Consider the following 20,889-nt stretch of genomic DNA (forward strand, 5'->3'; position numbering starts at 1 on the left):
GCGGCAGCGCGCCCTGGCCGGCGTGCGAAGGCGCGACATCGCGTGCGGCCGGGTGGATGCCATCGAGTGCGATCCGGCGGGATACGCCGGAATTTTTCGATGTTCCGCTATGCGAAACATCGTACCGAAAATTGCACTGCCGGGCGTGTATCGCTTACCATGCCGGAACGGACCGCGCTCGCGGGCCGCCAGATAACGACATGGGACGACACTGTATGGGCGCTCTGAGCCATATCCGCGTACTCGACCTCACCCGCGTGCTCGCAGGGCCGTGGTGCGCGCAGACCCTCGCCGACTTCGGCGCCGACGTGATCAAGGTCGAGCGCCCCGGCGCCGGCGACGACACGCGCCACTGGGGGCCGCCCTACCTGAAAACGCCGGACGGCGCCGATACGGCCGAAGCCGCCTACTACCTCGCGGCCAACCGCAACAAGCGCTCCGTGACCGTGGATATCGCCACGCCCGAGGGCCAGCGCATCGTGCGCGAGCTGGCCGCCCAGAGCGACGTGGTGCTCGAAAACTACAAGGCCGGCCAGTTGAAGAAGTACGGGCTCGACTACGCGTCGCTGCGCGAGGTGAAGCCCGATATCGTGTACTGCTCGGTGACGGGCTTCGGCCAGACCGGGCCCTACGCGTCGCGCGCGGGCTACGACTTCATCGTGCAGGGCATGGGCGGCTTCATGAGCATCACCGGGGAGCGCGACAGCCTGCCGGGGGGCGGCCCGCAGAAGGCGGGCGTCGCCATCGCCGACCTGATGACGGGCATGTACGCGACCGTGGCCGTGCTCACCGCGCTCGCGCACCGCGACCGCACGGGCGTGGGCCAGTACATCGACATGGCGCTCCTCGACGTGCAGGTGGCCATGCTCGCGAACATGAACGCGAACTTCCTCGCGAGCGGCAAGGCGCCGGCGCGCTGGGGCAACGCGCATCCGAACATCGTGCCTTACCAGGCGTTCCAGACGAGCGATAGCTGGATCATCATCGCCGTGGGCAACGACGGGCAATTCCGCAAGTTCGTCGAAATGGGCGGCCGGCCCGAACTGGCCGACGACACGCGCTTCGCCACCAACCCCGAACGCGTGCGCCACCGCGACACGCTCGTGCCGATCCTCGCGGAGATCGTCCGCACGCGCAGCAAGGCCGACTGGATCGCCGCGCTCGAAACGGCGGGCGTGCCGTGCGGGCCGATCAACGATCTGGGCGAAGTGTTCGAGAACGAGCAGGTGCTCGCGCGGGGCCTGCAGGTGGATCTGCCGCACCCCTCGGGCGGCACGGTGAAGCTCGTGCGCAACCCCGTGCGCATGAGCGAGACGCCGCCGCGCGTGGCAAGCCATCCGCCGATGCTCGGCGAACACACCGAAGCGGTGCTGCGCGAGGTGCTGGGCTACGACGGCGGCCAGGTTGCGGCGTTGCGCGACAAGGGCGTGGTCTAGCCCCGGTTCACGCGCGCGGCCGGCTCTCCGTTCACGCCGGGGCGGCTGCGGCGCACCGCCTCAATCCGCCATCGATTCGAGCCATCCGAGCCCCTCGGGCCAGTCGCCCAAACCGCTCTGTGCGTTGATGTGCCCGCGCGCGCCAATGCCGATCCAGCGGCTGCCCCAGGCCCGCGCGCAACGCTCGGAGAACGGCACGCTGCCATAGGGATCGTCGCTGCTCGCCACGACGATGCTCGCAAACGGCAGCGGCACGAGCGGCACCGGGCCGAAGCCGCGCGCTTTGGCGGGAAACTCCGGCCCGTGCGGGTCCGGCGGCGCGACGAGAAGCGCCCCGGCCACCTGCGCGAGCCGCGCGGCGCCGGCGTGGCGCGCGGCCCAATGCGCCACCGTCAGGCAACCGAGGCTGTGCGCCGCCAGCAGCACGCGCGCACCGCCTGCCGCCGCGGCAGCGCCCTCCACAGCCGATTCGAGCGCGGCGCACCAGGCGTCGCAGTCGGCGTGGATCCAGTCCGGCATCTGCACGCGCGTGAAGCGCGCATGCTGCTCTTCCCAGCGCGTCTGCCAGTGCCCCGGCCCGGAGTTCAGATAGCCCGGCAGCACCAGTACCGGCTGCCTGGAGCTATCTTTGCCGCCATGTTTGTTCAGTTGTTCGCTCATCGTCGCCTTTCATGTGTCTCCGCTGCGCCGCGGCTTGCCGAGCCGCCTGGCCGCTCCCGCCACGGCTCTCGCGGCGCGCGAAACCGCCCGTTCGCGACGCGCGCCCAGCCCCGCACGGCGCAAGGGCTGCCGCCCCCCTTTTCGTCAGGTAGAATGATTGTTACCAGTTGGCGCGTGCCGGCGGAATCCAGGCGGAATCCAGGTAGTAGCGCGCGCTCTCGAACGATCTTCCCCTTTTCGCATGAATACCGAACGTAAAGACGCCGACCGCACGGACGCGCCTGCGGCATCCAATTTCATCCGCAACATCATCGACGACGACAACCGCTCGGGCAAGTGGGGCCAGCGCGTGGAAACGCGCTTCCCGCCGGAGCCGAACGGCTATCTGCACATCGGCCACGCGAAGAGCATCTGCCTGAACTTCGGCGTCGCGAAGAGCTACGGGGGCGTCTGCCACCTGCGCTTCGACGACACCAACCCGGAGAAGGAAGACGTCGAATACGTCAACTCGATCATCGACGCCGTCACGTGGCTCGGCTTCGAGTGGAAGAAGGACGACAAGGACTACCTCTTCTACGCGAGCGACTACTACGACAAGCTCTACGCATTCGCCGAGCTCCTGATCCAGCGCGGCAAGGCCTACGTGGACAGCCAGACGCCCGACGAAATGCGCGCGAACCGCGGCTCGGCGACCGAGCCCGGCAAGAACTCGCCGTTCCGCGACCGCACGGTGGAGGAGAACCTCGACCTGTTCCGCCGCATGAAGGCCGGCGAATTCGCGGAAGGCGCGCACGTGCTGCGCGCGAAGATCGACATGGCGTCGCCGAACTTCAACATGCGCGACCCGGTGATCTACCGCATCCGCTTCGCGCATCACTACCGCACCGGCGACACGTGGTGCGTGTATCCGATGTACGACTACACGCACTGCATTTCGGACGCGCTCGAGAACATCACGCATTCGCTGTGCACGCTCGAATTCGAAGACCATCGCCCGCTCTACGACTGGGTGCTGGCCGAACTCGCGGACGCGGGCGTGTTCTCGCGCCCGCTGCCGCAACAGATCGAATTCTCGCGCCTGAACCTCACCTACGCGATCACGAGCAAGCGCAAGCTGCTGCAGCTCGTGACCGAAAAGCACGTGGACGGCTGGGACGACCCGCGCATGCCCACCATCGTCGGCGTGCGCCGCCGCGGCTTCACGCCCGAGGCGATCCAGCTCTTCTGCGAGCGCATCGGCGTGACCAAGGTCGATTCGTGGATCGACATGAGCGTGTTCGAAGGCGCGCTGCGCGACGACCTCGACGCCAAGGCGCCGCGCACGGTCGCCGTGCTCGACCCGGTGAAGCTCATTATCGACAACTACCCGGAAGGCCAGACCGAAGACTGCACGGCGCCCGTGCATCCGCATCATCCGGAGCGCGGCGTGCGCACGTTCCCGATCTCGCGCGAGCTGTGGATCGAGCGCGAGGACTTCAACGAAACGCCGCCGAAGGGCTACTTCCGTCTGTTCCCGGGCAACAAGGTGCGCCTGCGCTACGGCTACGTGATCGAATGCACGGGCGCGGACAAGGACGAGAACGGCAACGTGATCGCCGTGCACTGCAACTACTTCCCGGACAGCAAGTCGGGCACCGAAGGCGCCAACACCTACAAGGTGAAGGGCAACATTCACTGGGTGAGCGCGGCGCAGGCGTACCCGGCCGAAGTGCGGCTCTACGATCGCCTCTTCCGCGAAGAGCAGCCCGATGCGGGCGGGCGCGACTTCCTCGAAGCGCTGAACCCGGACTCGAAGCGCGTGGTGCAGGCGTATCTCGAACCGGGCGCGCGCGACGCGGCTGCGGAAGACCGCTATCAGTTCGAACGCCACGGCTATTTCGTGGCCGACCGCTACGATTCGAAGCCGGGCAAGCCGGTGTTCAACCGTATCGTCGGACTGCGCGACAGCTGGGGCAAGTAATCCGGCACGCTCCGGTGCTATGTTGGCGCCGGACGCAAAAAGCCCGTACTGCGTGAACCTGCGCAGTACGGGCTTTTTTTCTCGTATGGCCCAGCCTCACAGCCTGCGATGCAGTTCCGCCAGCGAGAGCGCGGTATCGAAGAGCCGCGTGAGACTGCGGCTCGCGTAGCGCGCAACGTCGCCCGGCGCGACCCACAGCCACGCATCCATTTCCGGAATCATCACGCCGTCTTCGCGGCGCGGAAAAAGCGACGTGCAGCGGCAGCGCGAAAGATCGAGTTCTTCGGGCAAGGCCCGGGCCGCAAACAGATGCAGATCCTTGTCCCGCCGATAGACGAAGCGCCCGAGGTCCGTGAGCCGCGACGCATCGATGGCGATGGCCGTCTCCTCCACCATTTCGCGCAGCGCGCTCGCGCTTTCGCTTTCGCCGGGCTCGCCCTGCCCCTTCGGGATGTCCCAGTGGTTCGTGCCGGTCGCATGCGCGAGCAGCACGCGCCCGTGCGGATCGAGCAGAACGGTGCCGCACGACACGGTCTTGCCGCTCACGCTGCGCCGCTCAGTGCTTCTTCTGATAGACCCAGGCGCCCGAGCCCTTGCGGCAGAACACCGGCAGCAAGGTCATGGTCTGCTGCTTCGCGGTGACCGCCACCTGCATCGTGCGGCAGGTGTTGTCGCCGTCCTTGTCGGTTTTGGTGGGCGTGATCGTCGCTTCGATCCGCACGCTGTTGCGCAGGCCCTCGTTGGTCCAGGTCGTGCTCTCGCTGTCCTGCTTCTGGTCCACGGCTGCGCGCACGGCCTTCGTCAGCGAGTCGTAGTCGGCCTGCTTCATGTAGGAAGCCGGCGTGTCGTGCAGAAAACCGAGGTTGGCCGCATGAGCGGCGTTCGCGCCCACGGCGAGCAGCAGCGCCGCACCGAGGCCGGAAAGCAGACGGGTGGTCTTCGACATGGGACTTCTCCTTGGCGGTCTGACGTTGCCGGGAGGATAGCATGTGCCCCATTTTTGCTACGCGACGCTGGGCAAACCCCGGTGCCGTTTCAGACAGATCCGATACTCGCGCGCGGCCGCGCTCTTTATTCTGGAGGCACTCGACATCCACGCTGCCCCACCTACTTTTCCGACATGACCCACACCATCGCCCTCCAGGCGTACGCCTTCGTGCTGGCCCTCATCTGCATCGGCCTCATGGCCGTTGTCGCCCATTACCTGCCCGCTTCGAGCGGCATGGTGCGGGTGCCCCGCGCCGTGCGCGTGCGCGCGCCCAGTTCGCCCTGGCCCGAACGGCTGCTGCGCGGGGGCGTGGTCTGTCTGCTCGTATCGTTCGTCGTCCTCGCCATCACCTGCTGCATGATCGCAAACGCCTGACGCGCCTCTGACGCATGCCCGGCGTATGTTCGAGGCATGTCTGACGCATGCCTGACGTATTCCCGGCGTATGCCATCAATGAGCCGAGGGCTGCCAGCCGTCGGTCAGCGTATCCAGAAACGCCAGCACATCCTTGATCTCCGCCTCGCTGAACACCGGCGCATCGCCGGGCTTGCGGTCGAACGGCGGGTCCGTATTCAGGTTCGCCCAGTAGCGGCGCGGCAAGTCGTCGAACTTGCGCACCTTGCCGTTCACCACCGGATAGAACGCCTCGGGATTCGTATCGCGGCGCGCGTAGAAGCGCAGCACGTCCGTGAGCGAGTGATACACGCCATTGTGGAAAAACGACTTCTTCAGCGCGACGTTGCGTAGCGTCGGCGTGCGGAAGAGTCCGCAGAATTCGTCGCGGTGGTTCAGATCGGTCCGCTCGGGACCGCACGCGCCCAGATCGTAAAAGCGCGGATCGCGATTGACGGCCAGCGCGCGGTTGCGCGGCACGCCGACCGCAATCAGCCCGAAGTCCGAGAACTGCGGCGGCGAACCGTCCTTTGCGCGCTGGCTGATATGGCAGCTCGCGCAATTACCCTTCTTCTCGTCGTTAAAGAGCTGCAGGCCACGCAGTTCCGCCTGCGTGAGCGTGGCCTTGCCCGCGAGATACGCATCGTATTTGCTCGTGTACGGATAGAACACTTCGGGCGACTGCTCGAACGCCTCCAGCGATTGCAACACCGCATTGAAGGTCGCGGCATCGTCGTCCAGCACGCGCGCGCCGAACGCCGCGCGAAACGCGCCGGCATAGGGAGCCGCACGCACGGCGGCGGCCACCCGCTCCGGCGAACTCGCCATCTCGAACGCCGATATGAGCGGAATGCGCGCCTGGTCCGAACCGTGATCGACCCGGCCGTCCCAGGTAAGGCCGCCGGTGGGGCCCGCATCGACGCTCTCGTCGCCTTCGTCGTCCGAGTCGTGATAGTGCTCGCTGAACGCGGGCACCGATTGCAGGTACTTGACCGTCGGCACGGCGCGCATGCCCTGCCGGTGCATGTCCGTGCCGCCGATCTGAACCGCCAGCGCATTGGCCGGCGTAAATGCATGGTCGGGGCTGTGGCACGACGCGCACGCAAGCTTGCCCGAGCCCGAGAGCGACGGATCGAAGAACAACTGCTTGCCGAGCATCGTCATCTGGCGAACGTGTGCATAGACTTGCGCCCGCGTCTGGCCGCCGGGCGCCGTCTGCGCCGAGATCTTCATGAGCTTTGCGCCGTTGGGCGCGATGGCGTTGCCGTCCGCGTTCGTGGTTGCGGGCGCGTGCTCGGTCGTGGCACTTGCCTGTGAAGGCCCGGCGTCGTCGCAGCCGGCAAGCATGAGACCGAGCCCGGCAGCCAGCGCGAGCACACCCGCACGCGCGGCCGCGCGCCATGAAGAAGGCCGAGCGGCCCACGACTTCGTCGAACGACACAGCATGAACAGATCCCTGAAGAACGATTGCGTTAGCCGGCGCCCACGGGCACCCGGCAGCCGCGAAAGCGTATGTCAGGTTCATTACTACTCAATGACAAAAGTCAGCTATTCATAGGGATATGAAAAGCTAAATGTAATTATTTACATCTTGCTGTCAAAATCCATTGAGACACTGCGCCTCGCCCATCGGCTGGCGCCCTCTCGCGCCGGCCGGGCCCCCAACGCGAGAGAGAGATAGAAAAATGATGAACAAGAAATGGATCCCTGCCACGCCGCGCCTCGTACCCGTGGCAACCGCCGCAGCGGTGGCTGCAGCCTTCGCTATCGCCGGCTGCGGCGGCGAGAAGACGAAACCCGACCTCTCGTCGGTCAAGAACATCGTCGTGATCTACGCCGAAAACCGCAGCTTCGACAACCTGTACGGCAACTTCCCGGGAGCCAACGGCTTGCAGAACGTGACTGCGGCAAGCGCCCAGCAACTCGACCGCGACGGCTCCGCGCTGCCCACACTGCCGAAAGTCTGGAACGGCCTGACGCAAACGGGCGTGACGCCAGCCATTACCGAAGCGATGACGGCCAACCTGCCGAATAGCCCCTTCGCCATCGACGATCCGAACGGTTTCAACACGCCGCTCTCCGTCACGACGCGCGACCTGTATCACCGCTTCTACGAGAACCAGATGCAGATCCACGGCGGCAAGAACGACATGTTCGCCGCCTACGCGGACTCGGGCGGCCTCGTGATGGGCCACTACACGCCGAACGCCGACAAGCTCCCGCTCTGGAAGATCGCGCAGCAATACACGCTCGCCGACAACTTCTTCATGGGCGCGTTCGGCGGCTCGTTCCTGAATCACCAGTGGCTCGTCTGCGCGTGCACGCCGTACTACGCGAACGCCGACAAGAGCCCGGCCTCGGGCTCGATCTCGGCCGTGAATGCCGACGGCGTGTCGCTCACGCTCGCCTCGAACTCGCCCGCTTCGGCGCTCGCCGGGACGCCGAAGTTCGTGAAGTCGGGCAACCTCACGCCGGACTTCTACGCCATCAACACGATGCAGCCGCCCTACCAGCCGAGCGGCAACGCCGCCGCCTCGGGCGGCGACGCCCGCTACGCGGACCCGACCCAGGCCACGACAATGCCGGCGCAAACGCAGCAGAACATCGGCGACCTGCTATCGGGCGCGGGCGTGAGCTGGGCATGGTATGGCGGCGCCTGGGGCGCGGCCCTGACGGCGGCGCAGAACAGCACGTCCGGCGTGATCTACGGCGCCAACCTGAGCGCGCCGAACTTCCAGCCGCACCATCAGCCGTTCAACTACTTCGCGAACTACGCGCCGGGCACCGACGCGCGCGCGAAGCACCTGCTCGACGGCGGCATGAACGGCGCGGAGTTCATCAAGGCCATCGACACCGGCACGTTGCCGCAAGTCTCGTTCTACAAGCCGCAGGGCAACCTGAACGAACACGCGGGCTACACCGACGTGAGCTCGGGCGACCAGCACATCGCCGACCTGATCGCGCACCTGCAGAAGAGCCCGCAGTGGAACAACATGGTCGTGGTGGTCACCTACGACGAGAACGGCGGCTTCTGGGACCATGTCGCGCCGCCGAAGGGCGACCGCTGGGGCCCGGGCTCGCGCATTCCGGCGCTGGTCATCTCGCCGCTCGCGAAGAAAAGCTATGTGGATCACACGCAATACGACACCACGTCGATCCTGCGCCTCATCACGCGCCGCTTTGCGCTGCCGACGCTGCCGGGCCTCGCGGCCCGCGACGCAGCGCTCAAGAGCAATGGCGCGCCGGCGATGGGCGATCTGACCAACGCGCTCGATATTCAGCTTTGAATCACGTGGGTAGGTAAGACGCGCCTGAATGCCGGAATGGTTTCGGGGTGTTTTTGGGGGCGGCCTTCGGGCTGCCCCGTTTTTTTGGCGGGCCGCCTCGGTGACGCGAACCGGCCGGTCATGCCCGATACAGGACGCATCCGGGCAAGACCAGCCGGGCGGCAAGACCGGGCAGGCTCAGGACGGAAGATCGAGCAGCAGACGGATATCCAGCGAGTGATGTTCGAACGAAAACACCCGCTCAACCACCTTGAAAGCCACCGTTTCGGCGTTGACCTCCGTCTCGATGAGATCACCGGGTTGAGGAAAAGGAACGCCCGTCGAATACGAGAACCGGCGCGACGGCAACTGCCCGGCTGCGGCAATGGCCCTCTCGGTGTACTTGATATGGATGTCGATGTTCATCGTGTCTCCGTCCTTGTTGTTAAGGAACCTACAAATTAGCACGCGGTGGGCCTGGATGCTGGGGTTGCACCGCGGCGGTTCTTGATACTGGGCAGGGGACGCTGACTCGCGCGACGCCTGTGCGAACTCCGGGAAGCACAAAGTCCGCCTTGGAGAACGGGTCAAGTGCCTGAAAACATGGGTCCGACAGGAAGGGGGCGACACCCCGGTGGAGATCGGCATCAGTTACGACCGCCGACATGCGCCCGGTCCTCGTGCTGCCCCCGATATTTTCGAACTTCTCCGATATCGCGCCGCCCCGGCGTTGTGGATGATCGACCTTGGGTTTGCGATCCGTGTCGATTTGATTTTTTGGGGCGAACCTGCTTCGGGTATGTCACGTTAGCGTGCGGATTTTTTCAGCGTTGAAGACAGTGAAGAAGGCGGGATCGACACTCCTCCAAAGTGGCGTAACCGGTTGCGGGCGAAGTTCCATGATTTCGCTCAGTAGCGCGCCTGTCACCCGATTGCCATATCCCATTCACTAATAGTCAGCTACTGACATGATAAAAATCACGATTACCCGCGTTGTTAGCCGCCTGGTTCTATTGGCTCTCTTCGCCGGTGTTATGGCGTTCAACACGATCAATCTGCTGGAGGCGTATGGGAGCGGTGAGCCCTACTACTCAAGGACGACCAACATAGACAAATGGAGTAATCCATTGCCAGTGCTGGCCGTTGTTGACGGTATTGCGGTTCTGATTGGTGTGGCCTGCTTCGTGTTGGGGAAGCATTCGCTGAAAGGCAGGCGGTGACACGTTGCTTCTGTGGTTTGAGTTTGCGCCGCAATACTCTTCAACCAGGGAGGAACACGCAAGCGCAGGAGTGGCGAAGGTCGGAAGTCCCGACTCAACGCCATAGCACACTGGCAGCCGAAAAGATCGCACGACCGCCGGCTCGAATGCCGGCGTCCTCGCTTGCCGCGATCCTCACGGCAGTTCTACAGCTTCCACGGTATCAAACTCGATAAGCAATTCCGCCCCCAACGTTGCGGTTAAAACCGCAATTGGCTTGTTGGGGCGGCTCTCTTTCCCAAAGTACGACTTTTCGAGCGCATCGAGAGCGTGCCGATAATCGGGGGCATCGAAATCAGTGAGTATTTTTACATCGTAAATGATGTTCTGAATGAGGAAGTCATTCACGAAGCAACGTGTAGCGCCCCGGAACCTTACGCAGGCGCGATCCTTCCTGTTATCGAACATCAACGAAAGCTCAATAACGCCGGCCTCGCGATCGGCGAAAATACCCATCAAATACCAATCGTGGAATGAGTTGAATTTCTTGATAAGGTCCATTGCGTGACTCATTTATGGGGTCCACGGACTGAAAGGGACAACATCACCACCACCGTCTCGTACGCCGTTAGTCCAGTTGTGCGCATGAGGCTGCAATCCGTTATGTACATGATCAAAGTCAAGATCGAGAACGGGCTTTCCGTCATCCCCGTACAAGCGCATTTGCCCACTGCCGGGGTTTGTATACCACGTCCCAGGATCGCCAAGGTTCGGGGTTTTGGCTACATCGAATGAATCTCCCGCCACCTGATCGGCGACGTATTCGAGAGGCTTCGCATCGCTGAGAGGGCCGCTACCGGCAGAATACGACGACGCGTTGAGATTCTGCGGCATTCGCTGACTGTTGCCATGAAGCGCCCGCTCAGGGTGGGGCGCGATTGGTTGCTGTTGATGAACAGGGCGTGACGGCCCTGCTTTCTGCCGTTCTTCCTTGATAGCTTGCACGCACTTCCGCATTTCGCCGCGCTCAGGCACAAAGATCAGCCGGCCGGCCTGAACCTCGTCATACAGGGCGCGTGCGACCTGGTGATTGTTCATCCTGCGCATGTCAAAGTGCGCTTCGCTCCGTGCCAGCACGGCGCGAAGGTCATGCGATCCATGGGATAGCAGTTCAGAAGGGGGATTGTGGCGCAGCCACGCTGCGCGGGCTGCTTTCATGCCTGCCACCAGGTCTTCGTGTGCCTCGCGTGGCGTACTGGCCGCAGATGCGAAATGAAACCACCGCTCCACATCAAACATATGCGGCGAGTTGACATGCAGGTAAATCGAATCGCTGGTGCTTCGCCAGAAAGCGAGTTCGTGCTTTCTGTTATCGCGGTCGGAGTTGCGCGCGCCAAGTGAAAGTTCTGACATTCCATCTCACGTTGGGTTGACAGGTTGCGGGACTGAGAGGCTCCCAAAGGGATGTCTCTCAATTTCTCAACGCTACTCATGATTCGACCCCGATTCAATTTGACAAGTCTGAAATCGGGCGGCGGGCGGCTTTCGCATAGATTAGCAATCGCCCTGCGAGCAAATGGTTGCATTGAAGATTTCGTTGGCCGGGTATGCCTATCTAGTACCGGGCAGAAGCGCTGACCTCCGGCGCTCCTCACAACAGATGCCGCGTACATTCCGTAGGCACTGCTTCAACGCATCGCTGTAGCGGAGCAAATCGAGCACAACAAGCACCGCATTACGATTCTATCCGGCCTCAGATCCCTATTAGACGAGCTCAAGGTGCTATGCGAAGTCAGACATGTCACTGACTTCGAGTTCGCGCCCAGCTTTGGTCAGCGGAAAGCTCAATGGCTCAGCATAGTCAATGCGCTTAACGATGAGGCCATACGCGCAGCAGCGGCCGCAGAATCAGGAGTTACGGATTGAGGCTTCGTTGGCCTTTTAGCGATCCTGCGTACATTGGGCCGGGCACTGCGCTACATGCGTGATCATCACTTCAACGAAGGCCGCGCCGCTCGCCCGGCGGCATTCCAGACCATATCGAAAAGCGGGTGATAAATTTCAGCTGTCGACGAAGCAAACGATTCGACGAAGAGCTCCGGCAACAGAAGGTTCGCATGGTAGTTCGGCACGATGGCAGGTCCGCCCATCGTTACCGCTGCATACGTGTTGCCCATCTCAAGGGGCGCACCGCCGATATCGACAAATGACAGCATCACGAATACCGGGCCATCAATGCCAAGCTTCGCATGCGCGCTCTTAAGCGCTTCATGGTGGTCGGCGGTCACCCCCTGCAGCACAGCATCCGGCCACGCAAGGGCGCCAACTGCGTTCTGAATCGGCATAACAGACTCGATTGCTCCATTCCGGAAGAGCTGGGTATACGAGAAGGTTTCCTCCCCTGACGTGCTAGAGACACTCATGGCGCCGTCGAGGTTGATACGGGATCCCCAGCCACCTACTGGTAGCAGCGGCCGCAGTGTTCGCGCGACGCTGTCGAGCGTATGGACATCGAAATTCAGCGAGCCTAGAACCGAGGCGAGAGGGACAACGTGAAGCACACCGATAGCACCTGGTCGTAATGGCGCAGGTAAAGGGAGCATACGCAGGTTCGCTGTTCTATCGGACCGAAACACCCGTACCTTTTCGATTGCTGTTTCGCTTCGAAGGAACGCGCTGCGCAATGTCGTGATATCCATCGGATCGATGCCCGTTGAGGTTCGGGAATAGAAAATGCCGCTTTTGCGTACGCGGTGCGGTGCCTGGAAGCTCGGCGGCGTGCGCACGATGACGATATACCCACCATCGGGCACGTCGACCGCCACGAGTTGGACACCTGGAATTTTGGGCTCGATGAGGTCGGTCAGTGCGGATTGCAACGAGCGCAGAGCTTCATCCTTGTCATCGAGTTTGACCGGCACGAATTGGGCGATTACACCCCCTTGCTCGTCGGCGCCGAGAACCAGATCGCCGCCGCGGGTGTTTGCGAACGCCACGACGTCTGCAGCAAGACTCGCCCGCGCGTCCCGCTCGGCCGGGAAATCACGCTTGAAGTCGAGCGTGTGTGATTCTGGAACCTGATTGTCCTTGAGCGCCTGGAGGTCTGCGAAGGTCACGTCTCTCAGGTCGGCCTTATGCAGCATTACTCAGCTCCGGTTGGGTATTTTCGGTGCGATCTTATAGCATCGTCGCCGGAGCGCAGTTGCCGCCGAGCCTCTCAAGTCATCGTGCACAGTGGCCGCGGCGCAAAGCAAAAAGCCCCGCGCGTGGCGGGGGTCATTTGGTCTACATCGCTTAATGCCGCAGATTCATTACGCGGCTTGCGGGCACTGCTCTTGTCATCGAGCCAAGAATGCCGATTTCACTTGCAGCGTGAACCGGATCCTTCCGGTCGTCCACAATAAACAGCGGGCGGAGCTTCTCCGCATAGGGACCGTTCTGGATGTCGCCAGCCTTGCGCAATGCGGCCCCCGTCGCGGCCGGATGCGGCGCGATAACGTCGATCAGATCAGCCCCGTGCCTGAAATCGAATTTGTGCATTGTCTGGCTTGCCCCTTTCACGCGGGGGTTTCGCTTGAACACAGCTCCGGGATCGCGTGCGATGACGTAAGGCTCAATCTCCGCGACAAGATCCTGCTCGGGCGCTTCGACCTCCAGCTGCTCAGCACCCCATTGGGCTACGGCAAGCAAGCCCGTGATGGCTCTTGCAAAACCGGCTGCGGCACGTTTTGGTGCTGTGAGCATGAAGATGTTGCCGTCTTCCGAAAGCTCCATCCCATGCTTCCTGACGAGCTCTCTTAGAGCGGCAAGACGTCGGGGCGACCAAACGTCCAAGCCCATCCCGCCAAACTGGAAAAGCGAGTCGCCGTTGTCGCTGATCTTCAACAGCGTGCTCGGCGTTTCCACCAGGTACACGTTGATTGCTGCCCCGTCCGGCAGACTGAACGGCGTGCCAATTTCCAGACAGGCGTGACCGCCCGTTGTGCGCAGGGGGGCACAATCGTATGCCGTAAGAGTTTTGGCCCAGTTACAGTCCATGGCAATTCGGATCTGGAATATCGAAGGGGGCGATGCTGGTTCGTTCATAGAACCACTGCAGAGAACCCATCCAGTTCTCGCAGTTTATATCGTCGTGGTGAACAGCGGTTACGTCCTCGTCAACGTGCTCGTGAGGCCCATAGACCGCACCAGCGTCGCCATTGTGGGTACGTTTGCTGGCGGGCGAGACCTCGAGCTGGTACACACGGTGCCGCACACCTATCCTGAGTTGAAAAATTGTGAACAGGAACAGGCATCGCGCAACGTCTCGAGGTGCTTTCACCTCGACCTGAAGTGTGAGGCCGGGTATCGTGATCCCCGTATCGGCTTCGGCCAGTTCACCGACACCGACAAGATGCCCGATATGGTTCGACCGAGGTGCCAGACCACTCCAGTTCAAAACTATCTTCGGAGCTTTGAGCCAGTCGGTCATGTTCTAACCGCCGCCCATGCTGAGCCGGGCCGGTCGATAGCCTCGCCAATGATCTTGAAAACGTGCATGTTTGCCAGCGCCCTGCGCGCGATAGCTAGCTTGGGGGCGAAGTATGCCTGAGCTCTGACGATTTAGCGCCCGATGAGTCGAATTTATGCGGGATGGATCCGGCGGCCATGCCCCGCAACGCGGGGTTTTTCGTTTTTCTGAATGGCGGATCTCGTGTAACCCCGGCGTAACCCCGCCAAGGTCAAAATCGCTGGAAGTGGCGCGACAGGAGGGGCTCGAACCCCCGACCCTCGGCTTAGAAGGCCGATGCTCTATCCAGCTGAGCTACTGTCGCGTAAAAGCGCGTCAAACGCGCCGCCTGCCACGTTCTTGCGTCGAGCGCGGCAAGACGGGCCTGGATTATACCGCGTCCGAACCTTACAGTCCGCGTCCGTCCCGCACCACAGCAAACGCGTCAAACCGGTTGCGGATGCATCACGAACCAGCCGAGGCAGATCGCCCCCGCGATCACGCAGTACAGCCCAAACGAGGCGAGGCGCCCGCGGCCTTCGAAATAGCGCATCAGGAAACGCACGCTCAGCCATGCGGCGATGCCCGTGAGCACGCCGCCCACCAGCGCCGTCGTCAACTGGTCGCGCGCATGGAAAAGCTTCGGCAGTTCAAGCAGGCCCGCGGCGAAGATGATCGGCGTGCCGAGCAGGAACGAAAACTCGGCGGCTTTCTCGGTCGTCAGCCCCGCTGCATTGCCTGCGATCATCGTGAGGCCGCTGCGCGAAAAGCCCGGAATCAGCGCGCCGATCTGCGCGAGGCCCACGAGGAATGCCTGGCCGAACGTGAGGCGCTCGGGCGCCAGGTGCACGCGGCTGCGTTGCAGGCGGTCGCCGAACCACAGCAGCACGCCGTTGATCATCAGCGCGGCGGCCACAATGCGCAGATCGTGAAAAAGCGCCTCGATGCGCTTTTCCAGCACGAGCCCGACCAGTCCCGCCGGAATCGTGCCGACAATGAGCGCCCACATCATGTGGCCGTCGTCGCTGCGGCGGCCGGCAAGCGAGCCGAAAAAGCCGCGGATCAGCGCGACCCAGCGCTCGCGGAAGTACCACAGCAGCGCGATCGCCGTGCCCAGATGCAGCGCGACGAGGAACGGCAGCAACTGGGGAGCATGCTTGTCGATGTGCATGCCGAACAGCGCGGGCACGAGCAGCGTATGGCCGAGACTGCTCACCGGGAAGAGCTCGGTGACGCCCTGCAGCACGCTCAGAAATAGTAGAAACCAGAGACTCACGCGCAGATCCTCGAAGTGGGTGAAAGGAAGCCGGACCGAGGCGATGCCGGCGCGGCGAAGCGCACCGATTATGCCGGGGCTGCCAGGGAGCGCCAAGCTTCGAGGCCAAATTGTCGGTAAATTTACGGCGCCGCAACAATTTTGCGGAATGACGCGCGGGGCTAAGCCGTGTTACGGCGTGGGGAAGATATCGCGGGATCGGGCACCGTCTGCGGCGGCGCGCGATGTCGAGGCGGGAGAAAGGAAGGCGGTGTTGCGTGCGCGCCTTAGCGCGCCATTTTGTAGAAAAAGTAAGCGCTGCTGCCGACGAACAGCCCGAACAACACGGTACTCATAGCCATGGCGATATCCATGGAAACCTCCTGCATCAGTCCGTGCGCCATCGCACGATGTAGCGCGATTATCGGTCCCCACCTTCACGCGCCATACCCGCGCTTTCCCGACGAAGGGTTTTCACGCATCCGAAAGCAGCGCACAATCCGCGAGCACGGCGCGCGAGGGCGGCGCCGACCCTCCACTCTCCTTTCTCACGTGAGCTTATGGAATCCAGTCCCCAGCACGACATCCTCGACCTCGCGAGCGGCGCTTCCACGCTGAGCTTCGCTCCCTGGGCGGGCGGACGCCTGCTCTCGTGGCATATCGACGGCCAGCCGGTGATCTTCTGGCCCGAGCGCGCGAACTGGGCCGAACCCGCCCGCGTACGCGGCGGCAACCCGCTACTGTTCCCCTTCCTCGGCCGCCATCGCGTGGACGGGCAGATTGGCCGCTGGCGCGATGCGCAAGGCGTCGTTCGCGATCTGCCCATGCACGGCTTCGCACGCGATCTGCCGTTTGCCGCGCAAGTCGACGAAGACGGACGCGGCATCCACATGACGCTCGTCGATTCGGAAGCGACCCGCACGGGCTATCCGTTCGCATTCCGCTTCGAAGCGGCCTACCGGCTCGCCGACGACCACACTCTCGACGTCTCGCTGACGGCGACCAATACCGGCGCCGACCCGCTGCCCTGGTACGCGGGCCACCACTTCTACTTCGTGCTGCCCCATGCTCAGCGCGCCCAGACCACGCTCGAGTTGCCGCCCACCTTGCGCCGGTATCAGCAGCCGGACGGTTCGATCAGCGCGGCCGAAACCGGCGAGGCAGAGTACCGCTTCGACGATCCCGGCATCGTGGACCGCTTCCACGTGTTCGAGCCGACGCCGCCCACCTCCCCGGTCAAGATGATCGCACCGGGACTGAACCGAACCGTGACGATCGAGCTCGACCGGCCCGGCTCGCTGCCGTGGTACGCAGTGACGACCTGGACCGAAGCCGCCGACTCCGACTTCTACTGCATCGAGCCATGGCTCGGTCTGCCCGACGCGATCCACAACGGACTCGGCTTGCGCTGGCTCGCGCCCGGCGCCTCCGAACGCGCCGATCTGCGGATCCGGGTGGGCACGCTTGCCTGACAGCAAGCTCAGGGGGCTGCCGAAATGCCCCCTCGCTACGGCCGCCGCGCAGGCGAAAACGCGCTTGCCGCATCAAACCCGCTAAAATCAGACGTTTTGCCGGCGCGGCGACGCCGCCCGGCAGCGTCTTGCGAGGTTCAATGTTGGCAACAGGAATCAGACGTTTCGCCTGTGCGACGCTAGTCGCGCTACTCGCCGCATGCGGATCGGCCCCGGTCGGCCCCGGCTATTACCGCGTGGAACGCGGCGATACGGTGAGCAAAATCGCGCGCAGCAACCGGCAATCGGTGCAGAACATCGTGCGCTGGAACAATCTGTCCAATCCGGATGCAATCGAAGTCGGCCAGGTCCTGCGCGTGGCACCGCCCGCAGGTGCCGTCGGCGCTACGGGCGCAATCGCGTCCTCGGGCGGCAGCACGCCGCGCGCGGCACGCCCGGCGCCGGCACCCGCCGACGATTCCCCGGCAACGGCGCCCGCCTCCGCGATATCGCTCGTCTGGCCGGCCAACGGCACCGTGATCCGCAACTTCGACGGACGCAACTCCAAGGGCATCGATATCGCCAATAGCGCGGGCACGCCCGTCGTGGCGGCCGCGGCCGGCACCGTCGTCTATGCCGGCAACGGGCTGCGCGGCTACGGCAACCTGCTGATCATCAAGCACAGCGGCGACTACCTGACGGCATACGCGCATAACCAGGCACTGCTTGTGAAGGAAGGCCAGGCGGTAAGCCAGGGGCAACAGATCGCGCAGATGGGCAGCACCGACAACGACCGCGTCATGCTGCATTTCGAGCTGCGTTATCAGGGCCGCTCGATCGACCCGGCACGCGATCTGCCGTCCCGCTGAACGCCGCAAGACTCATAAGCACGACGAAAAAAAAGCCCGGCATGGCGCCGGGCTAACGGGGGTTTGGCGCATATCGGCAAAGGACCGGTTTACCATGCGCCGAGTGCAATCTATCAACCGGCATGAACCGGCGCAATCACTTAATTCGGTGAAAAATGTGTCGCGGCGCACGGATTAAGGGTCTCGTTACTTTTGACCACTGAACCCAATCGCCGGAAACCGTGCCGCCACGCATAATGCACGCTTACCGATTTAACATTACAAAATCAATACGCAATCGATCAACACCTTGACTGACGGGGCTTTCGGGCTAGCCTTCCTATATGAATGGTGTTCCTTCGCGTGGCGATTTCAGCACGAGTTTGAACTGCCGATTGGCTCGTCTGACAGCACAAGGCATTTAGTGGGCAAACGCACGAATGAGATGATTTAGCTGCGAGCCCGATGTCCGGTTGAAACACTTTTACCGATGTCGCTTTTGTCTGATTAAGACGAAAATCGCTTCTGTATTAATAATAAGGTTTAGCGAAAAGCCGCCGTCGCTCCTGGGTGCCGCCCCCCGGGCATCGGATCGTTTATAGTATCGGCCGCCAACTCCTTCCCCACGATCATGACCAACGACGCCACTCCCAGTCCGCTCTACGCCAGCTTGCTGGGCGAAACCGCAAAAATCGACTGGCAGGATCTCGAACGTTTCTTTGCTCAGGGCAAGCTGCTTTCCGTGGCGCGCGATTTCGACCTCGTGAGCGTCGCCGAAGCGATTGCAAGCGACGATACCGAACGCGTAACCCAGTGGCTTTCCGCCGGGCACGTGGAGCGGATGCAGCCCGCCACCGCGTCCGATTACGCCGAGCGCAAGCCGGAGCTCTGGGCCGTGGTCGTTTCGCCCTGGGTTTGCGTGCAGGAACGCGGTTGAGCGAGAGCCTCCCCCTCCCTGCGGAGCGTGGCTGGCATCGGCGGGTTCTGACGCTCGCCTTTCCGATCGTCCTCGCCAATCTCACCCAGCCGATACTCGGCGCCGTCGATACCGCGGTTGCGGGCCACTTGGGCAGCGCAGCCGATCTGGGCGGCGTGGCCCTGGGGGGCCTGTTCTTCAACTTCGTGTTCTGGGGATTCGGCTTCCTGCGCATGGGCACGACCGGGCTCGTCGCTCAGGCGTTCGGCGCGGGCGACCAGGCTGCGCTGCGCGCCAACGTGGTACGCGCGTTGATGCTGGCGTTCGCTATCGGCGCCGCGGTTCTGGCGATCCAGCTGCCTTTGATCCGCTATGCCCTCGCCTTGATCGGCGGCAGCGATGAAGTGCAGCGCAACGCCCGCCTCTACTGCGAGGCGCGCATCGGCTCCGCCCCTTTTGCGCTCGCGAACTACGTCGTGCTCGGGTATCTGCTGGGCACTCAGCGGGTGCGCATCGCGCTCGCTGCGCAGGTGTTCATCAATCTGGCCAACGTCGCCGCCGTGCTGCTCTACGTGTATGGGCTAGGCTGGGGCATCGCGGGTATCGGTGCGGCGACTGCCACAGCGGATGCACTCGGTTTCGTCTTCGGCGCGGCCGTGCTCTGGCACCTCCGGCCGCGCGGTCTCGCGCCGCTTCGATGCGGTAGCCTTCTCGAACCTGCGGCGCTCAAGCGTCTTGTTGCGATCAATCGCGATATTTTTCTGCGAACGATGTGTCTCGTAGGATCGTTCGGCTGGTTTGCGCACCTGGGGGCAAAACAGGGCGACGCCATACTCGCTGCCAATGCCCTGCTGCTGAACTTCCAGACCTTCATGGCTTATGGCCTGGACGGCTTTGCGCACGCTGCCGAGGCGCTGGTGGGGGCCGCTATTGGCGCGCGAGACCGGCATGCCTTCCGTCAGGCGGTCAAGGTGAACCTGCTCTGGGCGGTGCTGGGCGCGCTCGGATTTTCGCTGATCTACTGGGCCGCAGGCGGCTGGATCATCGGCAAACTGACGGACCAGGCCGCCGTTCGTGCCGCAGCCGAGACTTTCCTGCCTTGGGCGGCACTCTCTCCCCTCGTTTCGGTGTGGGGTTTTCTGCTCGATGGCGTCTTTATCGGCGCCACGCGCACGCACGATCTCATGCGCGCGATGGCGGTGTCGCTTGCGGCCTTTCTGGTGGCCTCGTGGAGTCTCGTCGGTCCGTTCGGCAATCACGGCCTTTGGATCGCGCTGCTGATCTTCATGGCCGCGCGCGGGCTGACGCTCTCGCCTTTGCTGCCCCGCATCGCCGATACGATGGGCCCCGCGGCTGCTCTGGCGAGATAGCTCGCCGGCTCAGCTCAGGCCGTTATTGGGCTGGAGGCGGGTTGTCGATCATGGCCGGCGGACGGGTATCGGTCGGCACGCCGTGATAGTCGGGCGGGTCTTGCGGGGGGTTGTGGTGCTTGATCGTGATGTCGTCGGCGCACGCCGAGAGGAAAGCGGTCATCGCAACCGCCACAAAGATACGATGCATCGACTCAAATCCTTTCAAATTATTTTCGACAGCCTGCGAGGGATGGCTCGCGCCACTTGACCAGGCATCCTCGTCATTTTTTCCTGCGCGCCGCTGTCCTAAGATAGTGACATGGCTGCAACCCAAGGAGGCTGCCATGGATGCTGAAACTATTGCGGGCCTGAGTGGCCTGGCGGTCGGTCTGCTCGTGCTGCTCGGACTATCGATCTTCGAGTCGCGCGCCTACCGGAAGGAACATGACGGCGAAGGCATGATGCACCACTGGCTGTCCGCGCATCACGTGCTCGACCGGGTGCGCCGCAGGCACTGACCCAGTGTGCGCGCCTCTGTAGCCCGCGTACGTCGTACCGATTCGCAAACGACGGCCTGATTCTCAGGTCGCTGGGTGATTTTAGCCGAGCAATCGAGCGGACATCGCGATGCGCTGCTTGTTCTGCGCTGCGCCTGCGACGCCCCTGTGCGCACCAA

The 20,889-nt window shown here is 63.2% G+C and carries 22 protein-coding genes and 1 tRNA gene; 10 read left to right on the forward strand and 13 right to left on the reverse strand.

Annotated elements, in window-relative coordinates; translation table 11 throughout:
- Positions 1–215 precede the first annotated feature (215 nt).
- Positions 216–1,436 (forward strand): CaiB/BaiF CoA transferase family protein, encoded by a 1,221-nt coding sequence (locus BFE01S_RS31660; RefSeq protein WP_028228960.1) that lies wholly within the window; start codon positions 216–218, stop codon positions 1,434–1,436.
- A 60-nt stretch (positions 1,437–1,496) separates the two neighbouring features.
- On the opposite strand, the gene BFE01S_RS31665 is transcribed toward BFE01S_RS31660, so the two are convergent.
- Entirely contained in the window at positions 1,497–2,096 is a 600-nt protein-coding gene (locus tag BFE01S_RS31665; RefSeq protein ID WP_042339220.1) for an RBBP9/YdeN family alpha/beta hydrolase, read from the reverse strand.
- Between the two features lie 241 nt (positions 2,097–2,337).
- On the opposite strand from BFE01S_RS31665, the gene BFE01S_RS31670 reads away from it, so the two are divergent.
- Positions 2,338–4,056 (forward strand): glutamine--tRNA ligase/YqeY domain fusion protein, encoded by a 1,719-nt coding sequence (locus tag BFE01S_RS31670; RefSeq protein ID WP_028228962.1) that lies wholly within the window; start codon positions 2,338–2,340, stop codon positions 4,054–4,056.
- 96 nt (positions 4,057–4,152) lie between these two features.
- Here BFE01S_RS31670 and BFE01S_RS31675 read toward each other — a convergent pair whose 3' ends face one another.
- A complete protein-coding gene (locus tag BFE01S_RS31675) occupies positions 4,153–4,602 on the reverse strand; it encodes an NUDIX hydrolase (protein ID WP_028228963.1) in 450 nt (149 codons plus the stop codon).
- A 10-nt stretch (positions 4,603–4,612) separates the two neighbouring features.
- Entirely contained in the window at positions 4,613–5,002 is a 390-nt protein-coding gene (locus BFE01S_RS31680) for a hypothetical protein (protein ID WP_028228964.1), read from the reverse strand.
- A gap of 174 nt (positions 5,003–5,176) precedes the next feature.
- On the opposite strand from BFE01S_RS31680, the gene BFE01S_RS31685 reads away from it, so the two are divergent.
- Positions 5,177–5,419, forward strand: a complete 243-nt coding sequence (locus tag BFE01S_RS31685) for a hypothetical protein (RefSeq protein ID WP_028228965.1) — start codon at positions 5,177–5,179, stop codon at positions 5,417–5,419.
- Between the two features lie 75 nt (positions 5,420–5,494).
- Here the strand turns inward: BFE01S_RS31685 and BFE01S_RS40950 are convergent, their stop codons facing one another.
- On the reverse strand, positions 5,495–6,883 hold the full coding sequence (locus BFE01S_RS40950) for a cytochrome-c peroxidase (RefSeq protein WP_042339223.1): 1,389 nt from the start codon (positions 6,881–6,883) through the stop codon (positions 5,495–5,497).
- Positions 6,884–7,125: 242 nt separating this feature from the next.
- Here BFE01S_RS40950 and BFE01S_RS31695 point away from each other — a divergent pair, with 242 nt between their 5' ends.
- Positions 7,126–8,724: an acid phosphatase gene (locus BFE01S_RS31695; RefSeq protein WP_028228966.1), complete on the forward strand. Its 1,599-nt coding sequence runs from the start codon at positions 7,126–7,128 to the stop codon at positions 8,722–8,724.
- A 177-nt stretch (positions 8,725–8,901) separates the two neighbouring features.
- On the opposite strand, the gene BFE01S_RS31700 is transcribed toward BFE01S_RS31695, so the two are convergent.
- A complete protein-coding gene (locus tag BFE01S_RS31700) occupies positions 8,902–9,129 on the reverse strand; it encodes a hypothetical protein (protein WP_028228967.1) in 228 nt (75 codons plus the stop codon).
- Positions 9,130–9,671: 542 nt separating this feature from the next.
- Between BFE01S_RS31700 and BFE01S_RS31705 the strand changes: the two genes are divergently transcribed.
- Positions 9,672–9,923 (forward strand): hypothetical protein, encoded by a 252-nt coding sequence (locus BFE01S_RS31705; RefSeq protein ID WP_042339225.1) that lies wholly within the window; start codon positions 9,672–9,674, stop codon positions 9,921–9,923.
- Between the two features lie 174 nt (positions 9,924–10,097).
- Here BFE01S_RS31705 and BFE01S_RS31710 read toward each other — a convergent pair whose 3' ends face one another.
- The 7 genes from BFE01S_RS31710 to BFE01S_RS31735 all read right to left on the reverse strand — a co-directional run bounded on the left by BFE01S_RS31710 (position 10,098) and on the right by BFE01S_RS31735 (position 15,667).
- A complete protein-coding gene (locus BFE01S_RS31710; RefSeq protein ID WP_028228969.1) occupies positions 10,098–10,463 on the reverse strand; it encodes a hypothetical protein in 366 nt (121 codons plus the stop codon).
- 12 nt (positions 10,464–10,475) lie between these two features.
- Positions 10,476–11,315, reverse strand: coding sequence for a hypothetical protein (locus BFE01S_RS45385; protein WP_174464476.1), 840 nt, complete (start codon positions 11,313–11,315; stop codon positions 10,476–10,478).
- Positions 11,316–11,893: 578 nt separating this feature from the next.
- Complete coding sequence (locus tag BFE01S_RS31715) at positions 11,894–13,045, reverse strand: AlbA family DNA-binding domain-containing protein (RefSeq protein WP_028228970.1); 1,152 nt, start codon at positions 13,043–13,045, stop codon at positions 11,894–11,896.
- A gap of 151 nt (positions 13,046–13,196) precedes the next feature.
- The gene (locus BFE01S_RS31720; protein ID WP_084170283.1) at positions 13,197–13,988 is read right to left on the reverse strand and encodes a DUF1828 domain-containing protein; all 792 of its coding nucleotides are present in this window, start codon (positions 13,986–13,988) and stop codon (positions 13,197–13,199) included.
- Positions 13,930–14,373 (reverse strand): hypothetical protein, encoded by a 444-nt coding sequence (locus BFE01S_RS44760; protein WP_156967226.1) that lies wholly within the window; start codon positions 14,371–14,373, stop codon positions 13,930–13,932. The genes BFE01S_RS31720 and BFE01S_RS44760 overlap by 59 nt, the downstream gene beginning before the upstream one ends.
- A gap of 266 nt (positions 14,374–14,639) precedes the next feature.
- Positions 14,640–14,716: transfer RNA gene (locus tag BFE01S_RS31730), tRNA-Arg, on the reverse strand.
- A gap of 120 nt (positions 14,717–14,836) precedes the next feature.
- Entirely contained in the window at positions 14,837–15,667 is an 831-nt protein-coding gene (locus BFE01S_RS31735) for an undecaprenyl-diphosphate phosphatase (RefSeq protein WP_028228972.1), read from the reverse strand.
- Between the two features lie 539 nt (positions 15,668–16,206).
- On the opposite strand from BFE01S_RS31735, the gene BFE01S_RS31745 reads away from it, so the two are divergent.
- From BFE01S_RS31745 to BFE01S_RS31760, 4 genes are all read left to right on the forward strand, one after another.
- Positions 16,207–17,118 (forward strand): aldose epimerase family protein, encoded by a 912-nt coding sequence (locus tag BFE01S_RS31745; RefSeq protein WP_028228973.1) that lies wholly within the window; start codon positions 16,207–16,209, stop codon positions 17,116–17,118.
- A 140-nt stretch (positions 17,119–17,258) separates the two neighbouring features.
- Positions 17,259–17,966: a peptidoglycan DD-metalloendopeptidase family protein gene (locus BFE01S_RS31750; protein ID WP_028228974.1), complete on the forward strand. Its 708-nt coding sequence runs from the start codon at positions 17,259–17,261 to the stop codon at positions 17,964–17,966.
- Between the two features lie 610 nt (positions 17,967–18,576).
- Positions 18,577–18,882, forward strand: coding sequence for a DUF2288 domain-containing protein (locus tag BFE01S_RS31755; protein ID WP_028228975.1), 306 nt, complete (start codon positions 18,577–18,579; stop codon positions 18,880–18,882).
- Positions 18,879–20,231: an MATE family efflux transporter gene (locus BFE01S_RS31760; RefSeq protein ID WP_028228976.1), complete on the forward strand. Its 1,353-nt coding sequence runs from the start codon at positions 18,879–18,881 to the stop codon at positions 20,229–20,231. Before BFE01S_RS31755 ends, BFE01S_RS31760 begins: the two co-directional genes overlap by 4 nt.
- Positions 20,232–20,253: 22 nt before the next feature.
- Here BFE01S_RS31760 and BFE01S_RS45210 read toward each other — a convergent pair whose 3' ends face one another.
- On the reverse strand, positions 20,254–20,421 hold the full coding sequence (locus BFE01S_RS45210; RefSeq protein WP_169742686.1) for a hypothetical protein: 168 nt from the start codon (positions 20,419–20,421) through the stop codon (positions 20,254–20,256).
- Positions 20,422–20,557: 136 nt separating this feature from the next.
- On the opposite strand from BFE01S_RS45210, the gene BFE01S_RS45215 reads away from it, so the two are divergent.
- On the forward strand, positions 20,558–20,731 hold the full coding sequence (locus BFE01S_RS45215; RefSeq protein WP_169742687.1) for a hypothetical protein: 174 nt from the start codon (positions 20,558–20,560) through the stop codon (positions 20,729–20,731).
- Positions 20,732–20,889 lie beyond the last annotated feature (158 nt).

Source organism: Paraburkholderia ferrariae NBRC 106233, assembly GCF_000685035.1.
Taxonomy (GTDB): Bacteria; Pseudomonadota; Gammaproteobacteria; order Burkholderiales; family Burkholderiaceae; genus Paraburkholderia; species Paraburkholderia ferrariae.

What these genes read in the sequence shown, in the direction of transcription:
- BFE01S_RS31705 (WP_042339225.1), top strand. Translation starts at nt 9,672, where the DNA reads ATGATAAAAATCACGATTACCCGCGTTGTTAGCCGCCTGGTTCTATTG.
- BFE01S_RS31720 (WP_084170283.1), bottom strand. Translation starts at nt 13,988, where the DNA reads ATGAACGAACCAGCATCGCCCCCTTCGATATTCCAGATCCGAATTGCC.
- BFE01S_RS31695 (WP_028228966.1), top strand. Translation starts at nt 7,126, where the DNA reads ATGAACAAGAAATGGATCCCTGCCACGCCGCGCCTCGTACCCGTGGCA.
- BFE01S_RS31685 (WP_028228965.1), top strand. Translation starts at nt 5,177, where the DNA reads ATGACCCACACCATCGCCCTCCAGGCGTACGCCTTCGTGCTGGCCCTC.
- BFE01S_RS31670 (WP_028228962.1), top strand. Translation starts at nt 2,338, where the DNA reads ATGAATACCGAACGTAAAGACGCCGACCGCACGGACGCGCCTGCGGCA.
- BFE01S_RS31715 (WP_028228970.1), bottom strand. Translation starts at nt 13,045, where the DNA reads ATGCTGCATAAGGCCGACCTGAGAGACGTGACCTTCGCAGACCTCCAG.
- BFE01S_RS31665 (WP_042339220.1), bottom strand. Translation starts at nt 2,096, where the DNA reads ATGAGCGAACAACTGAACAAACATGGCGGCAAAGATAGCTCCAGGCAG.
- BFE01S_RS31745 (WP_028228973.1), top strand. Translation starts at nt 16,207, where the DNA reads ATGGAATCCAGTCCCCAGCACGACATCCTCGACCTCGCGAGCGGCGCT.
- BFE01S_RS31710 (WP_028228969.1), bottom strand. Translation starts at nt 10,463, where the DNA reads ATGGACCTTATCAAGAAATTCAACTCATTCCACGATTGGTATTTGATG.
- BFE01S_RS44760 (WP_156967226.1), bottom strand. Translation starts at nt 14,373, where the DNA reads ATGACCGACTGGCTCAAAGCTCCGAAGATAGTTTTGAACTGGAGTGGT.
- BFE01S_RS31750 (WP_028228974.1), top strand. Translation starts at nt 17,259, where the DNA reads ATGTTGGCAACAGGAATCAGACGTTTCGCCTGTGCGACGCTAGTCGCG.
- BFE01S_RS45215 (WP_169742687.1), top strand. Translation starts at nt 20,558, where the DNA reads ATGGATGCTGAAACTATTGCGGGCCTGAGTGGCCTGGCGGTCGGTCTG.
- BFE01S_RS31680 (WP_028228964.1), bottom strand. Translation starts at nt 5,002, where the DNA reads ATGTCGAAGACCACCCGTCTGCTTTCCGGCCTCGGTGCGGCGCTGCTG.
- BFE01S_RS45385 (WP_174464476.1), bottom strand. Translation starts at nt 11,315, where the DNA reads ATGTCAGAACTTTCACTTGGCGCGCGCAACTCCGACCGCGATAACAGA.
- BFE01S_RS45210 (WP_169742686.1), bottom strand. Translation starts at nt 20,421, where the DNA reads ATGCATCGTATCTTTGTGGCGGTTGCGATGACCGCTTTCCTCTCGGCG.
- BFE01S_RS31755 (WP_028228975.1), top strand. Translation starts at nt 18,577, where the DNA reads ATGACCAACGACGCCACTCCCAGTCCGCTCTACGCCAGCTTGCTGGGC.
- BFE01S_RS31660 (WP_028228960.1), top strand. Translation starts at nt 216, where the DNA reads ATGGGCGCTCTGAGCCATATCCGCGTACTCGACCTCACCCGCGTGCTC.
- BFE01S_RS40950 (WP_042339223.1), bottom strand. Translation starts at nt 6,883, where the DNA reads ATGCTGTGTCGTTCGACGAAGTCGTGGGCCGCTCGGCCTTCTTCATGG.
- BFE01S_RS31700 (WP_028228967.1), bottom strand. Translation starts at nt 9,129, where the DNA reads ATGAACATCGACATCCATATCAAGTACACCGAGAGGGCCATTGCCGCA.